At 66.9% G+C, this 14,398-nt stretch carries 13 protein-coding genes; 4 read left to right on the top strand and 9 right to left on the bottom strand.

Annotated elements, in window-relative coordinates; all coding sequences use genetic code 11:
- Window positions 1–10: 10 nt before the first annotated feature.
- Window positions 11–1,168, bottom strand: coding sequence for an epoxide hydrolase family protein (locus ACFPJ1_RS11985; protein ID WP_380103637.1), 1,158 nt, complete (start codon window positions 1,166–1,168; stop codon window positions 11–13).
- A gap of 62 nt (window positions 1,169–1,230) precedes the next feature.
- On the opposite strand from ACFPJ1_RS11985, the gene ACFPJ1_RS11980 reads away from it, so the two are divergent.
- On the top strand, window positions 1,231–2,196 hold the full coding sequence (locus tag ACFPJ1_RS11980) for a helix-turn-helix transcriptional regulator (protein ID WP_380103636.1): 966 nt from the start codon (window positions 1,231–1,233) through the stop codon (window positions 2,194–2,196).
- 59 nt (window positions 2,197–2,255) lie between these two features.
- Here ACFPJ1_RS11980 and ACFPJ1_RS11975 read toward each other — a convergent pair whose 3' ends face one another.
- The 6 genes from ACFPJ1_RS11975 to ACFPJ1_RS11950 form a co-directional block, all read right to left on the bottom strand.
- The gene (locus tag ACFPJ1_RS11975; protein ID WP_380103635.1) at window positions 2,256–2,621 is read right to left on the bottom strand and encodes a DUF488 domain-containing protein; all 366 of its coding nucleotides are present in this window, start codon (window positions 2,619–2,621) and stop codon (window positions 2,256–2,258) included.
- Window positions 2,618–3,070, bottom strand: a complete 453-nt coding sequence (locus ACFPJ1_RS11970) for a MarR family winged helix-turn-helix transcriptional regulator (RefSeq protein WP_380103634.1) — start codon at window positions 3,068–3,070, stop codon at window positions 2,618–2,620. Before ACFPJ1_RS11970 ends, ACFPJ1_RS11975 begins: the two co-directional genes overlap by 4 nt.
- A 585-nt stretch (window positions 3,071–3,655) precedes the next feature.
- Window positions 3,656–4,087 carry a hypothetical protein gene (locus ACFPJ1_RS11965; protein WP_380103633.1) on the bottom strand — a complete coding sequence of 144 codons (432 nt, stop codon included), beginning with the start codon at window positions 4,085–4,087 and terminating at the stop codon, window positions 3,656–3,658.
- A gap of 238 nt (window positions 4,088–4,325) precedes the next feature.
- Entirely contained in the window at window positions 4,326–5,270 is a 945-nt protein-coding gene (locus ACFPJ1_RS11960; protein WP_380103632.1) for an NAD-dependent epimerase/dehydratase family protein, read from the bottom strand.
- 48 nt (window positions 5,271–5,318) lie between these two features.
- Window positions 5,319–8,069, bottom strand: coding sequence for a pyruvate dehydrogenase (acetyl-transferring), homodimeric type (gene aceE, locus ACFPJ1_RS11955; protein WP_380103631.1), 2,751 nt, complete (start codon window positions 8,067–8,069; stop codon window positions 5,319–5,321).
- Complete coding sequence (locus tag ACFPJ1_RS11950; protein WP_380103630.1) at window positions 8,066–9,052, bottom strand: universal stress protein; 987 nt, start codon at window positions 9,050–9,052, stop codon at window positions 8,066–8,068. Before ACFPJ1_RS11950 ends, aceE begins: the two co-directional genes overlap by 4 nt.
- Window positions 9,053–9,232: 180 nt before the next feature.
- Between ACFPJ1_RS11950 and ACFPJ1_RS11945 the strand changes: the two genes are divergently transcribed.
- The 3 genes from ACFPJ1_RS11945 to tal all read left to right on the top strand — a co-directional run bounded on the left by ACFPJ1_RS11945 (window position 9,233) and on the right by tal (window position 12,690).
- Entirely contained in the window at window positions 9,233–10,474 is a 1,242-nt protein-coding gene (locus ACFPJ1_RS11945; RefSeq protein WP_380103629.1) for a PucR family transcriptional regulator, read from the top strand.
- Between the two features lie 309 nt (window positions 10,475–10,783).
- Window positions 10,784–11,533: a hypothetical protein gene (locus ACFPJ1_RS11940; RefSeq protein WP_380103628.1), complete on the top strand. Its 750-nt coding sequence runs from the start codon at window positions 10,784–10,786 to the stop codon at window positions 11,531–11,533.
- 59 nt (window positions 11,534–11,592) lie between these two features.
- On the top strand, window positions 11,593–12,690 hold the full coding sequence (gene tal, locus ACFPJ1_RS11935; protein WP_380103627.1) for a transaldolase: 1,098 nt from the start codon (window positions 11,593–11,595) through the stop codon (window positions 12,688–12,690).
- Window positions 12,691–12,726: 36 nt separating this feature from the next.
- Here the strand turns inward: tal and ACFPJ1_RS11930 are convergent, their stop codons facing one another.
- Both ACFPJ1_RS11930 and ACFPJ1_RS11925 read right to left on the bottom strand, forming a co-directional pair.
- Window positions 12,727–13,386 carry a response regulator gene (locus tag ACFPJ1_RS11930; RefSeq protein ID WP_380103626.1) on the bottom strand — a complete coding sequence of 220 codons (660 nt, stop codon included), beginning with the start codon at window positions 13,384–13,386 and terminating at the stop codon, window positions 12,727–12,729.
- Window positions 13,379–14,380, bottom strand: a complete 1,002-nt coding sequence (locus ACFPJ1_RS11925) for a sensor histidine kinase (RefSeq protein ID WP_380103625.1) — start codon at window positions 14,378–14,380, stop codon at window positions 13,379–13,381. The genes ACFPJ1_RS11930 and ACFPJ1_RS11925 overlap by 8 nt, the downstream gene beginning before the upstream one ends.
- Window positions 14,381–14,398: the final 18 nt, after the last annotated feature.

Genomic DNA, 14,398 nt, shown 5'->3' with positions numbered 1-14,398 from the left:
GTGACGGCAACTACGTCAGCGAGCGGACGAATTCGCGGACGTCGCCGAGCAGCAGGTCGGGCGCCTCCATCGCCGCGAAGTGACCGCCACGCTCGAATTCGGTCCACCGTACGATCGTGTCGGTCTTCTCGGCGAATCGCCGGATCGCCACGTCGGTGGTGAAGACCGCCACTGCTGTCGGCACGGTCGAGCGCTCCTTTGGTGCCCAGGCGGAGGCGTCGTGGAACCGTTCGTAGTACGCGTTGGCCGATGACAGCGCCGTACCGGTGAACCAGTAGATGCTGACGTTTGTCAGGAGCCTGTCGCGATCGACCGCGTCGTCGGGGAGTTCGGCCTTCGGATCGGTCCAGTCCTTGAACTTCTCCGTGATCCAGGCCAACTGCGCGATCGGTGAGTCGATCAGGCCGTACGAAGCTGTCAACGGCCGGGTCCCCTGGATCTGCATGTACCCCGACTTGTCGTCCTGGAAGTCCTTGAACGCGGTGAGCCGCCCTCGTTCGGACTCGGTGAGTGCGGCCATGTCTTCCGGATCGCCGGTCGGGAAGGTGACGTGCGCGTTGACGTGGATCCCGATCACCTGGTCCGGAGCGAGCCGCCCGAGCGCCGGCAGGATGAACGCGCCTACGTCGCCACCCTGCGCGGCGTACCGTTCGTAGCCCAGCCGGTCCATCAGTACGGCGAAGGCAGCGGCGGTACGTCCGTCGGTCCAGCCGGTCTTGGAGATAGGGCCTGAGAAGCCATGCCCGGGGTGAGACGGGATCACCACGTGGAAGGCGTCGGCCTCGTCGCCGCCGTACTCGACCGGGGTGGTCAGTGGACCGATCAGGTCGAGGAACTCGACGACCGAGCCTGGCCAGCCGTGCACCAGCAGGAGGGGAGTCGCGCTCTCGACGGTCGATCGGACGTGCAGGAAGTGGACGTCCTCTCCGTCGATGGTGGTGACGAACTGCGGGTAGCCGTTCAGCTCGGCCTCGTGCTTGCGCCAGTCGTACGACGCGGCCCAGTAGTCCGCGAGCTCCTTCAGGTATGACGTGGGTACTCCGCGTTCCCAGCCGGACCCGGGGAGCTCGGCGGGCCAGCGGGTGCGGGCGAGCCGAGTGCGCAGATCGTCGATGTCACCCTGCGGGATCCCGATGCGGAAGGGGCGGATGTCCGTGTTGTTCTCCATGTCTCCACCCTAGAATCGAAGCAGGACAGCTTCGGTCCTCTTTCGGTGGCAGAATTCAGGTCATGATCGAGACCTCTGGGCGGCTGCTCAAGCTGCTGTCGTTGTTACAGTCGCAGCGAGACTGGACCGGTGCTCAGCTCGCCGAGCGGCTCGATGTGACGGTCCGGACGGTGCGTCGCGACGTCGACAAGCTCCGCAATCTGGGTTATCCGGTGAATGCGACGCTGGGTGTTGCCGGGGGCTACCAACTGGGAGCGGGTGCGCAACTGCCGCCGCTGCTGCTGGACGACGACGAGGCCGTCGCGGTGGCGGTCGGTTTGCGGACCGCGGCCGGCGGCACCGTCGCGGGGATCGCGGAGACCTCGCTGCGTGCCTTGGCCAAGCTCGAACAGGTGCTGCCATCGCGGCTCCGCCATCGGGTGAACTCCCTGCAGCAGATGACGATTCCGCTGGTCGGTGGTGCGCCGACAGTCGACCCGGAGGTGCTGACCGCGGTCGCGGCGGTCTGCCGAGACCATCAGCGGCTGCGGTTCGACTACCGGGACAAGGTCGGTGCGTCGACTGTCCGCACTACTGAGCCCCACCGGCTGGTTCACACCGGTCGTCGCTGGTACCTCGTTGCCTGGGACATCGATCGTGACGACTGGCGGACCTTCCGGGTGGACCGGATGTCGCCGCGCATCCCGACCGGTCCGCGTTTCAAGGCGCGCGAGCTGTCCGACGAGGACGTCGCGCGGCTCACTTCGACCAGCATCTCGACCTCGGTCTACCGCGTTCAGGGCCGCTTCGTCCTGCACTCACCGGCGGCGGAGGTGCATGAGATGGTTCCACCGACGGCGGGTGTGGTCGAGCCGATCGACGACCGCACCTGCCGGTTGATCGTAGGCTCGCCATCCCTTGAACAGCTAGCGGTCTGGATCGCGCTGCTCGGCTTCGATTTCGACATCGAGGAACCGGCGGAGCTGCACAACGTGATCGGGCCCATCGTCACCCGTCTCAACCGAGCCTCACCGCCGGCCCTGACGTGAACCTCGGTTCCTCAGTCTGCGTGCAGTAGACCCGCATTGCCGGTCTTCTGGTCGGGATGTCAACGCGGTTCCCGCAGTAGGGCGGCCAGTACCGCTGCCTGGCTGTGGTCGACGTCCCTGGTTGCGGTCAGCAGTGTGAGGGCATCGTCTTTGGCCAGTGTGCGCAGGTGGTCGAGCGCTGTTCGTGCGACGGGGGTGGCCAGCTCGTCGCGGTAGCGCGCCTCGAACTGCGCGAACTTCTCCGGGACGTGGCCATACCACTTTCGCAGTTCGGTCGAGGGAGCGACGTCCTTGACCCATTCATCGAGGGCGGCGACCTCCTTGCGTATCCCACGCGGCCACACGCGGTCCACGAGCACCCGGATGCCGTCGCCGGCCTCGGCCGGGTCGTAGATCCTGCGGACCCGGATGTCGCGGTGCGTCATGCCGCACCGTCCGGAGTCTCGCCCCAGTCCGGCACCGTCAGCGCGGTACCCATGCGCCGGAGCTCGTCACGGTGCAGCGCGCTCAGACGCCCAAGCGCGCTCTGCCCGGGCGGCGTCAGTTCCACCCGGACAGCACGTGCGTCGCTCGGGTGGGGAGCACGGTGCACCAGCCCTTGAGCCTGTGCCCGGTTCACCAGCTCGCCAACGCTGTGGTGGCGCAACTGAAGGCGGTCGGCCAGCTCGCTCATTGTTGCCCATTCGCGGCCGGGAAACCCCTTCAGTGCCAGCAGCAGTTGATAGTGCTGCGGGGTCAGGCCATGGCTGCGGACCGTCTGCTCACTGAAGCGCAGATAGCGACGGATGCCGAAACGAAAGCGCGCCAACGCTTCGAAATCCGCCTTCGTCAGCGGTTCTGCCACCTGCTCGTCGTCCATCGTCTTGGGCTGCATGTGATCCGTCCTCAGCGGTTGCCATGAACCGGCACTGATCCAAGTATATCGTGTTACGATATAAATGTGCAGATCGCTCCACGGAGTGCGTGAGGCACCAGGAGGTGCGCCGTGGTTCGTGAATCCGGGGCAGCGCGCAGGCCATGTCCGCGATCGCCACCATCAGCGTTTCTCGCCGAGCCGGCGCCACAGCTGGCCGTGGCGAAGCCCGCTGAACTGCCCGACCGGTGGCGTTGGACCGCCGGATCAGCAGGGTGAAAGCGGGAGAAACGAGATTCTCGGCAGCATGCCCGTCGGTCGTCGAGTTTGGTGTCGACGAGACCGCGGACGCCGTTCGTGTTGCGCGAAGCAACAGTCACCTTGGGACGCGTTGCGAATGCCAGACTCCAGCCACCGAAGGCCAACCTGCCGGGAGCTAGGGAAGATGCCGCCAGACCACGCTTGGAGCTGGCGAAGGTGCGCGTCCTCAAGCTCTTCGCTCGGCATCTGCCTGCCCACCAGCCAACCCGCGCGGGGCGTCGGCCAACTGGTCGGTGGGCAGATCCTTCAGCGTCAACGGGTGTCATGTGTTCTTCGTTGTTCTGGTCAGGAGCCGTGTCGTGCCGGCGCGTACTTGGTGGCGAGCCGGGCCAGCGCAAGAGCGGCGACCAGGAGGCCGAAGTCGCGCAGCGCGACGTCGTAGAAGTCCGGGATCGTCAGCAGGTTGAGGATGATGCCCGCGAGCCAGGCCGCGACGATCAATGCGCCGTAGCGTGGGATCAGGGCGACGGCCACACCGGCGACGATCTCGATGAGCCCGATGACGTACATCGCGTCCTGCCCGGAACCTGGGACGATGTCGTTGATCCACGGGGCCAGGTAGCCCGGCCAGTCGGTGAGCAGGTTCGCGAACTTGTCCAGACCGAACACGATCGGCGCCACCGTGAAGATTGTTCGCAGGGCGAGGAATGCCTGGTACGCCGGGTCGGACAGCGACTCCCGGCCAGTTGTGCGGGCGGTGCGCCCCTCAGTGCTCATAACTTGCTCCTTCTAGAGCGTCGATGTCCTTCTATGCTTGTCTGGCGGCCACGAACTGGCACCGCCCCTCATCGGCTGACTTCGTCTGCAGTTCGTTGCCGATGATCGGCAAGCCCTGGATACGCCGATTCGTCGGTCGAGTCAGCGTCGTCCTGGCTGCTCGGGTCGGGGCGACGAGGGCGGCTCTGGGGCCGAGATGATCGGTCTCGAGGCTGTTACTGGTTCGGTGCCGCTCGGCTCAGGGCCGGGCGGCGTGGGTCAACTCCGCGGGGAATCCCTGTCGCCATGAGCTGTACCGCGGAGCCCAGTCAAGGACGCGCCGGGCGAGAGTGTTGTCGGCGCCCCGCAGCTGGGTCATGAAGGCGACTCCCCAGCCTCCGGTGGCTAATCTGGCAAGGGCCACGGGCATGTGTTGCGGTGGGGGAGCGTTTAGCAGTTCGGCCAGGATGGGCAGCCACTCGCGGACCGGTGCCGGCTCGTCATCGACGATGTTGAGAGCGCCGCGCACATGGCTGTGCAGCGCTGCGGCGATGGCCGAGGCGGCGTCGTCGACGTGGGTGAAAGAGAAGGTGCCGTCACCGGAGCCGACGATCGGCACCTTGCCGGCCCGCACCTGGCGGACGAATGATCCGCCCGGCGCATAGATCGTGCCGGGGCCATACAGATGACCGAGGCGCACGACGAGTCCCCTTGCTTCCTCGGTGAGATCTTCCAGCTCCCGCAGGGCATCGAGCACCGGACCGAACTGCTTCGGCGGGTGCTGCCAGAAGGGGACGTCCTCGGTGGCCAGGCCCTGTGCATCCGGGTCGTAGGCGTAGGCGAGTCCCTGGGTGATGATGCGCTTGGCTCCGGCCTGTTGTGCTGCGTCCACCAGGTTGAGGGTGCCCTGGGTCCGCAACCGGTTGGTCTGGGCGAACTCGCGGGACATCCGCCTCGGATTGATCCTGGCCGGGATCGCCGTGAGCAGATGGACGACGGCGTCGGGCTCGGCTACCCGTACGGCACGGCGCATCGCAGCATGATCCAGTGCATCGGCTTGCACCACGTCGGCGCCCAGCGCCTCGATGGCGACGCCAGCGCCGTACGACCGTGCCAACCCGATGACCTCATGGCCGGTCGAGATGAGCAGTGGCACCAAGCGCCTACCGATGACGCCGGTTGTCCCGGCTATGAAGACACGCATAATTCCTCCTGAAGAGTCGAGCACCGGACGGACACCCTCGCGCGGCGCTCACTGTGCCGGTCCATCGCCGGTGCCAGGACGGTTGATGTGGGCGCCCAGGCCATAGGTCCTCTGTGCAGCGCCCGGCACGGAGGAGTCAAGTTCGCCGCAGCCGGCGAGTTGCTTCAGCACCCGTAGAGCGATGGACGGCGGGTCGACTCTGAAGTGGCGGCGGAGAGCGGCCCGGGTATCGGACCGACCGAATCCGTCGGTGCCCAGCGAGGCCCACGCTCCCGGGACGAAAGGTGCGATCTGATCGGGCACTGCCCGCATCCAGTCCGACACCGCGACGACCGGGCCGGGCGATTCGCTCAGGCGCCTAGTGACATAGGCGATCCGTGCTGGCTGGTCAGGGTGCGACTGGTTCCATTCGTCGACGGCGAGAGCGTCACGACGCAGCTCGGTCCAAGACGTCACCGACCACACGTCGGCCTGGACACCCCAGTCGGACTGCAAGAGGCGTTGGGCCTCCAGCGCCCACGGCATGGCGATGCCTGAGGCAAGGATTTGCGCTCTCGGGCCATTGCCGTCTGCGGCGGGGGAGTAGCGGTGCATCCCGGCCAGGATTCCGTCGACATCGACGTCGGTGGGCTCGGCCGGTTGCGGGATCGGCTCGTTGTAGAGAGTCAGGTAGTAGAAGACGTTCTGGTCCTCGCCGGGTCGCGGATCGCCGTACATTCGCCGCAGTGCGTCGGCGGTGATGTGGCCGAGTTCGAACGCGTAGGCGGCGTCGTAGGCCACGCAGGCCGGGTTGGTGGAGGCCAGCAGCAGCGAGTGGCCGTCCTGGTGCTGGAGGCCTTCGCCGTTGAGGGTGGTGCGGCCTGCGGTGGCGCCGAGCAGGAATCCTCGGGTCATCTGGTCTGCTGCGGCCCACAGCTGGTCGCCGGTGCGCTGGAACCCGAACATCGAGTAGAAGATGTAGAGCGGGATCATCGGCTCGCCGTGGGTGGCGTACGAGGTGCCGGCCGCGGTCCAGGACGCCGCTGAGCCCGCCTCGGTGATGCCCTCGTGCAGCAGAACTCCGTGGGTGTCTTCTTGGTAGCTCAGCATCTGTTCCCGGTCCACCGACAGGTAGTTCTGCCCGTGTGGGGAGTAGATCTTCTTTGATGGGAACAGCGAATCAAGCCCGAAGGTGCGGGCCTCGTCGGGGATGACAGGCACGAACCGGTGACCCATCTGTGAATCCTTCATCAGGTCCTTGAGCAGGCGGACGAACGCCATCGTGGTGGCGACCTCCTGCCGGCCAGAGCCGCGCCGAGCTACGTCGTACGCAGCCTCACCGGGTAGCCGAAGAGGCTTGCTGGGGACCCTGCGGGCCGGCAGGTAGCCGCCGAGGGTTTGACGCCGCTCATGCAGATACTGCAGCTCGAGTGAGTCCGCCGGTGGCCGGTAGTACGGCGGCCTCACCTCGTCGAGTGCGGAGTCGGGGATCTTCAGGAACAGCCGGTCCCGGAATCCCTTGAGGTCCTCAAAGGTCAATTTCTTCATCTGGTGTGTGGAGTTGCGGCCCTCGAAGTGGGACCCGAGGGACCATCCCTTGATGGTCTTGGCCAAGATCACCGTCGGCTGCCCGGTGTGTTCGGTGGCCGCCCGGTACGCGGCGTAGAGCTTTCGGTAGTCGTGGCCGCCGCGTTTGAGGTTCCAGATCTCGGTGTCTGACAGGTGCTCGACCATAGCCGCGGCGCGCGGGTCGCGGCCGAAGAAGTGCTCGCGGACGAACGCACCGGACTCGGCCTTGAAGGTCTGGAAATCTCCGTCCGGGGTGGTGTTCATCAGGTTCAGCAGTGCGCCGTCGGTGTCGGCGGCCAGCAGTGGATCCCACTCCCGTCCCCAGATCACCTTGATGACGTTCCAGCCGGCGCCGCGGAAGTACGACTCCAGTTCCTGGATGATCTTGCCGTTGCCGCGGACCGGGCCGTCGAGACGTTGCAGGTTGCAGTTGACGACGAAGGTGAGATTGTCCAGCTCCTCGCGCGCCGCGACACCGATCGCGCCGAGGGACTCCGGCTCGTCCATCTCGCCGTCACCGAGGAACGCCCACACCCGCTGGCCACTGGTGTCCTTGAGGCCGCGGTCGTGCAGGTAGCGGTTGAAGCGGGCCTGGTAGATCGCGTTGATTGCCCCCAGCCCCATCGAGACGGTCGGGAACTCCCAGAAGTCCGGCATCAGCCGCGGGTGCGGATACGACGACAACCCGCCGCCGAGTCCGGCGTGGGACAGCTCCTGGCGGAACCCGTCGAGCTGCTCGCCAGTGAGCCGCCCTTCCAGGAACGCCCGCGCGTAGATGCCGGGGGAGGCGTGGCCTTGGAAGTAGATCTGGTCGCCGCCGCCGGGCGCGTCATGGCCGCGGAAGAAGTGGTTGAACCCGACCTCGTACAGGGCTGCGGCAGAGGCGTAGGTGGAGATGTGGCCGCCGACGCCGATGCCGGGCCGTTGTGCCCGATGGACCATGACGGCCGCGTTCCAGCGGTTGTAGGCCCGGATCCGCCGCTCGACATGCTCGTCGCCGGGGAAGTCGGGCTCGGCGTCGGGGGCGATCGTGTTGAGGTAGTCGGTGCTGCGCAGGTTCGACACACCGACGCGCCGGTCGCGGGCTCGCTGCAGCACGCTGAGCATCAGGTACCGCGCCCGATTCCGTCCGGCGTGGTCGACCACCTGGTCGAGCGATTCCAGCCACTCCTGGGTCTCTGAGGGGTCCAGGTCGAGGAGCTGGCTGTTCAACCCAAGGCTCTCCGGCAGACCTTGCGACGCGGACGTCATGACCGCTCCTTCAGCTCTGCGAGGCGGCTCGGTGGTGTGATCTGGAGGCTGGGCCGGCGCGCAGGCAGCGGTTTGAAGGACTTGGTCCGGTGGGGGTGGACGACGGCCACGGGGCAGGCGGCGTGGTGCAGCACGGCCTGGCTGACTGAGCCCAGCAGCATGCCGGTGAAGCCACCGCGCCCATGCGAACCGACCACGACCAGTTCGGCGCCGTCGGATTCATCGATCAGCGCTTGGACCGGATGAGAGTGCACGAGCTTCACCTCCAGATCGATGCCGGGGAGGAGCACCCGCTTGCTCTCCATCGACTCGGCGAACAGCTGCTGTTCGACCTGCTCGACGATGTCCGAGGGGACGGTGAGCGATGGGCGCTGCCGGGTTGCCGTGGCGGCATGGACGGCGGTAACTCCGATGCGGCGACGGGCCGCCTCCTCAAAGGCGAACCGGACCGCCGCGGTCGAGACCTCCGACCCGTCGACGCCGACCACGACCCGGCCGGTCGGAACGGTCGGGAACGCCGTGCCGTCACGGTGCGGATGGACGACGATGACCGGGCACGGAGCATGCGCGGCCACGGCTGCGCTCACCGAACCCACCAGGAGACCGCGGAAGCCGCCGAGCCCCCGGCTGCCCACGACCACCAGCGCGGCCCTTTGACCTTGGCTCAGTAATGTCGGCGCAGCCCCAGCGACGAACAGCTCGCCGCTGACTCTGAGACCGGGGGCGACATGGCGCGCATGCGCCTCCGCTTCGGCCAGCACCGACTCAGCCGCTGACTGGAGCCCGTTGTTCTTCTCCCAGGTCAGGTCGAGTGCGTTGCAGATCGTCGGCCAACTGAAGGTGTGAATGATGCGGAGTGGGCAACGCCGAGACCACGCCTCTGCGGCGGCCCAGGTAAGGGCGGCCTGCGCAGAGACCGACCCGTCGACGCCGACCACGACCGGCGGTCGGCCGCAGTTGTCTAGCGCATAGGTTTTCGTCATGTGGACCGCTCCGCTCCAGCTCTGGATGCTCTGCGGTTTCGACTGTGCCGTTCCGGCGGCACAACAGGTACTGCCACGATCGGCGAACCTGTGACCGGCCTGATGGCCGACGCCCGGCAACGATGGTCTACTGGAATCCGCGCCGCACACCTGCATCGATCCCGCGCGAGGGGGAGTGAGATGAGCGAATCCGGTGGGTTGTCGCGGCCGGGTGCCGGTCCCGCGAACAGCGCGGATGAAGCCTGGCTGACGGCGATCGCGCAGGCGGCCGCAGGGGATACCCAGGCGCCACTGGAGTTGCTGGTCGAATACCTCACCCTGCTCGCCGACGCGGCGATTTCTGGGCGGCGACCCCGCGAGCATGAGTTGGCGATCGTACGTGAACTCGGGCGTCGGGCCGCCGAGCAGGGCATCCCGGCCGGACGGGTCGTCGACCTGTACCTGTCCGCGGCCTGGCGGATGTGGCGAGACCTGCCCGACGTCGTGCCATACCGCGACCGCGACACGGTCCGTGCCTCTGCGCAGGCGGTACTGCGCGCTGTCGGTGAAGCGATCGCAGTACTCGTCGACAGCTACCAGGCCGCCACCCAGCAACTGATCCGGCAAGAGGAATCGCTGCGCCGCGAGCTGGTCGACGACCTGCTCCGCGGCGACGCCGACGTGTCCCGGATGGTTGAGCGCGCCGAACCGTTCGGGCTCGACCTCGGCCGACCCCACCAGGTGGTTCTGGCCGCGCCTGCCGACGGTCTGTCTGACGGCGACACGACCGCAGGCATGCTGGAACGCTTCATTCTCGACCGCTTCGGCGACCGCGAGGTTCTCGTCGCCACCAAGGATGGCCTCCTGGTGGTCCTGATCCCGGCAACTGCCCCGTCCGCGGCACCGCGCACAAGCACCAAGGACATCGGGGAACTCATCCACGACGCGTTGGTCCGGCATCGGGCGGGCCGTACCTGGCGTGTCTCGACGGGCCGCGCCTACCCCGGCTCCTACGGCATCGCGCGCTCGTACGAGGAATCACGTGAAGCGCTGATGCTCGCCGACCGGTTGCAGCTCGACGCGGCCGTCGTCGATGCCCGCGACATGCTCGTCTACCGGGTCCTGGTCCGCGACCAGGCAGCCATCGTCGACCTCATCCAGGCCGTGCTCGTCCCGCTGACCCAGGCGCGTGGGGGTGCTGAGCCGTTGGTACAAACCCTCGAGGCATACTTCGCGACCGGCGAGGTCGCCACCGAGGCCGCGCGGCGCCTGCACATGTCGGTCCGCACCGTCACGTACCGGCTGGACAAGGTGAAGACTCTGACGGGCCATGACCCGGGCGATCCAGCGCAGCGGTTCACTCTCCACATCGCCGTCCTCGGCGCACGCCTCCTCGAATGGCCTGCGCGTGATCTTCCCTCGGGCGCGGAGGCCCACGCCTAGCCGACGCGACGCTGCGTCCCCCGCAAGGGGCCATCGTTGCCGAGCGCCGGACAACAGGCCCGCCTCAGGTTCGCCGATCGTTGCCGTACCTGTCACCGCCCCGCAGCGGCAAAGTAATAGCTGCACGAACGGGGACCCCGGAGTTCCGGCTCACCCAGCGCGAACCCAGGCGGACTGTCCCACGTGTGTATCGCCGAGTCACGGGCTGGTCTTTCGGGATTCGGCCGCCGCCGTAAGGAGGTTTGTCGTGGACCAAACACTCGCCGCCCGCCTCGACGCGCCCGACACTGCGGTGCAGGAGAAGACACCATGAGGGCCTATCGAGTCGGCTGGCTGTTCTTCTGTGGTGTGGTCAGCGCCCTGGGCACCGTCGCCGCCTTCACCTGGTCCCTGTCGATAGTCATTTTGCTGTTCATCTGCGCATCCTCGACAGGCGGCGTCGTCGCGATGGTCGCGTTGAACCCTGACGACGAAACCCGGCTCCCGCGCGACAGCCGACGAATAGTCGCCAGGAGCTCGATCCTGGCCGGGGCGGGGACAGTGGCGTTCATCGGCGTCGGGACGTTGGTCGGTGCTCCGACGGCGGTCCTGCTGCTGGCGATCACGGCCGCGGGGTCGCCCTACGCGATCGTCTACTGCCTTCGCTGGCTCAGGGAACACGGCCACCTGCCCAGTCCTTCACCGCAGCCAGGCCCGACGGACCCTGCCGAGCGCTCGTCAGGGTCCGCGTCGGCGCCGACCTCGTGGATCCAACCGGCCGAGGAAGCCAAGCCTCACGTCGCGCCGGCTTCACTGAGCGACGACGCCCTTTGCCTGGCGTGGCGAGCCAGCTTCTCAGCTCTGCAGAGGGCTGGCTCGCCGGCGCAACGGCTATGGATCGTCGATGAGCGCCGGGCGTATCTCGAAGAGCTCGAGAAACGCAACGCCCGGGGCGTCGCGGCGTGGCTCGCATCAGGAGCCAGAGCGGCAGGAGATCCCAGCAGGTTCGTCCTGGGAGACAGCGTTCCAGGACACCCCCCGATCGATTGGGACAGCCTCATCCACGGCACTGACAACTGAGGCCCGCCCCATGACCACCCAAAGCCGCAACTGGCAGATGCCAGGGAACTGAGACCGCGATGACCAAGATCGAACGCCTCTATGGCTACTGCGGGCAGAGCCCGTGGCTGGATAACCTCACCCGCGCCTCGCTGCGTGACGGGACCCTGGCGCGCATGGTCGCCGACGGGATCCGCGGTGTCACTGCGAACCCGACGATCTTCGCTAGAAGCATCACCGGCTCCCACGACTACGAGGAACAGTTCTCGGCGCTGATGGCGGCCGGCAAGTCGGTGGACGAGGCTTACTGGGAGATGGTCATCTCCGACGCCAGCGAGGCGCTTACTGTCCTTCGCCCGGTGTTCGACGGGGGTGACTGCATCGACGGATTCGTATCGGTGGAAGTGTCTCCCGAGCTGGCCCACGACACTCCGGCCACGATCGCCGCCGCACGGTGGCTGCGCCGGCGGATTGACCAGCCCAATCTGCTCGTGAAGATTCCGGCAACTGCCGAAGGCGTCACCGCCGTCGAAACGCTGACCGGGGAAGGCAGCAGCGTCAACGTCACGCTGCTGTTCTCCCTGTCCCGCTACGCCGAGATCATCGAAGCCTATCTGTCAGGACTTGAGAAGTTCACCGCGAACGGTGGCGATCCCTCGACGGTCAGCAGCGTCGCATCGTTCTTCGTCAGCCGGGTCGACACTGAGGTCGACCATCGACTCGAGGCGCTCGGGACCGACGAGGCGCTCGCACTGCGCGGCCAAGCCGCGATCGCGCAGGCCAAGCTGGCCTATCGGTTATTCACCGAACAGTTCGCTACCGGTCGCTGGCACCGCCTCGCCGGCCTGGGCGCGGATATCCAGCGTCCATTGTGGGCATCGATGTCCACCAAGAACCCCAAGGACCGCGACACCCGTTACGTCGAGGAACTCATCGGGCCCGACACCGTCGCGACCTTGCCCGAAGCAACCATCGCCGCCTTCGAGGATCACGGCACGATGGCTCGCACCGTCGACACCGGTGTGCCGCAGGCCGCCGAGCTAATGCTGCGCCTGGCGGCCGTCGGCATCGACATGACCGCCGTAGGTCGCGCCTTGGAGGACAACGGCATCGCCAGCTTCGACAAGGCATACCAAGACGTATTGGCGAACCTTACGAACCTGGCTGCTGCCCCGTAGGCACGCGGGCCCTCGGATCGAGTACCCGAGCGGGTGTCACGGTTCGATCAGACCGGCTCGGATGGCGTAGCGCGTGAGGTCCAGACGATCGCGCAGGCCGAGCTTGTGCAGCATGTTGGAACGGTGTCGCTCCACGGTCTTGGCGCTGATGACCAGCTTCTCTGCGATCTCCTTGGACGAGTGCCCCTCCGCTACCAGCTTGAGCACTTCTTCTTCGCGGACTGTGAGGATCTGCGCCGGTACACCTTCGCCCCGTCGAGCACGGTCCAGGTAGTCGCGTATGAGCGCGGTGGCCGCACCTGGGTAGAGGAAAGGCTCGCCACGCATGGCCGCGCGGCATGCGTCCAGCAGGTCGCGGTCAGCGACGGATTTGAGGACGTAGCCACAAGCTCCGGCTCTGAGGGCTTGAAAGAAGTACTGCACATCGTCGTACATCGACAGCATCAAGATCCGCAGGTCCGGTTGGTGGGCAGACAGCTCGCGGGCTGCCTGGAGGCCGGTCATCCGGGGCATCGCGACGTCGAGAATGGCCAGGTCGATGGGCTGTCGCGCGGCCAGGGCGACCGCCTCTGCGCCGTCGCCTGCTTCGGCTACGACGGTCAGATCCGGTTCGCCCTCGAGGATGAGACGTACTCCGCGACGGACCAGCGCGTGGTCGTCGGCGAGCAGGATGCGGGTAGGGGTCTGTTCAGACATGATCACTGGCATCCGCGTGGAGCGGCACGGACATGCCAATCTGTACGCCGCCTCCGGGAGTTGCCTCGAGGTCCAGAATGGCGCCGATCAGCAAGGCACGCTCACGCATGCCGCGTAGTCCCGCGCCCTCCTGGGCGAGCCCAAAACCGCGGCCGTCATCACAGATCAGCAGCCGGATGCGATCACCGTCGCGGTACAGCTGCACTCCGACCTGAGTGGCGTCGGCGTGACGGGCCACGTTCGTGAGGCTCTCCTGAGCCACCCTGTAGAGCACCAGTTCCGTCTGCTGATCCAACTTGGGCAGGTCGGGTTCGAACCGGCGATGGATCGCCAGCCCGGTGTGGGTGGACAGGTCGGTGGTCAGGGTGGTCAATGCGCTGACGAGACCGAGGTCCTCTAGAACACCGGGCCGGAGTCTTCGCGCGAGACGACGCACCTCATCGAGGCTTGCACGGGTGGTCTCCTGCGCATGTTGCAGGTCGGTTCGCAGACCTGGGTCGTGGGCATGGTCGGCTGCCCGCTTCAGTTCGAGCAGTACCGCGGTCATGCTCTGGCCGACTTCGTCGTGCAGTTCCTGAGCGATTCGGCGCCTCTCGGACTCTTGGGCGGACAATGCACGCGCGCTGCTGGTTGCGCGCTCGTGCTCCAGTCGGCCCAGCATGTCGTTGAAGGCGCGAACCAGGTCAGGGACGCCCCCGTGGCCGGCTACCGACACGCGTTGCCCAGGGCGGAGTAGATCGACGGTGGCCATTCGGCGGGTCACTCGCTCCAACGGTGCCAGACCGACGTGTAGCAGGACGGCGTTGGCCACCAGCATGACCACCAGGCCGCCGACCAGCACGACCGCTTCCGTGAGGAGCACCGGCACAGACACGGTCACCGGCGCCCAGAGCAGCAACGCCGTAGCCCCGCCCAGCACCACCGCGTTGAGTCCGAATATCCGCCAGAACAAGGCCATGGCAACGTCGCCTTCCTCGATCGCACGTACGCCCACTATCCACCCTCTGCTCGG

Origin of the sequence: Kribbella qitaiheensis (assembly GCF_042657745.1) — a bacterium.
Classification (GTDB): Bacteria; Actinomycetota; Actinomycetes; order Propionibacteriales; family Kribbellaceae; genus Kribbella; species Kribbella qitaiheensis.
Note: the sequence above shows the minus strand (reverse complement) of the source record. Positions and strands in the feature narration are given on the sequence as shown.

What these genes read in the sequence shown, in the direction of transcription:
- ACFPJ1_RS11985 (WP_380103637.1), bottom strand. Translation starts at nt 1,168, where the DNA reads ATGGAGAACAACACGGACATCCGCCCCTTCCGCATCGGGATCCCGCAG.
- ACFPJ1_RS11980 (WP_380103636.1), top strand. Translation starts at nt 1,231, where the DNA reads ATGATCGAGACCTCTGGGCGGCTGCTCAAGCTGCTGTCGTTGTTACAG.
- ACFPJ1_RS11930 (WP_380103626.1), bottom strand. Translation starts at nt 13,386, where the DNA reads ATGTCTGAACAGACCCCTACCCGCATCCTGCTCGCCGACGACCACGCG.
- aceE (WP_380103631.1), bottom strand. Translation starts at nt 8,069, where the DNA reads ATGACGTCCGCGTCGCAAGGTCTGCCGGAGAGCCTTGGGTTGAACAGC.
- ACFPJ1_RS11950 (WP_380103630.1), bottom strand. Translation starts at nt 9,052, where the DNA reads ATGACGAAAACCTATGCGCTAGACAACTGCGGCCGACCGCCGGTCGTG.
- ACFPJ1_RS11965 (WP_380103633.1), bottom strand. Translation starts at nt 4,087, where the DNA reads ATGAGCACTGAGGGGCGCACCGCCCGCACAACTGGCCGGGAGTCGCTG.
- tal (WP_380103627.1), top strand. Translation starts at nt 11,593, where the DNA reads ATGACCAAGATCGAACGCCTCTATGGCTACTGCGGGCAGAGCCCGTGG.
- ACFPJ1_RS11940 (WP_380103628.1), top strand. Translation starts at nt 10,784, where the DNA reads ATGAGGGCCTATCGAGTCGGCTGGCTGTTCTTCTGTGGTGTGGTCAGC.
- ACFPJ1_RS11975 (WP_380103635.1), bottom strand. Translation starts at nt 2,621, where the DNA reads ATGACGCACCGCGACATCCGGGTCCGCAGGATCTACGACCCGGCCGAG.
- ACFPJ1_RS11970 (WP_380103634.1), bottom strand. Translation starts at nt 3,070, where the DNA reads ATGCAGCCCAAGACGATGGACGACGAGCAGGTGGCAGAACCGCTGACG.
- ACFPJ1_RS11960 (WP_380103632.1), bottom strand. Translation starts at nt 5,270, where the DNA reads ATGCGTGTCTTCATAGCCGGGACAACCGGCGTCATCGGTAGGCGCTTG.
- ACFPJ1_RS11945 (WP_380103629.1), top strand. Translation starts at nt 9,233, where the DNA reads ATGAGCGAATCCGGTGGGTTGTCGCGGCCGGGTGCCGGTCCCGCGAAC.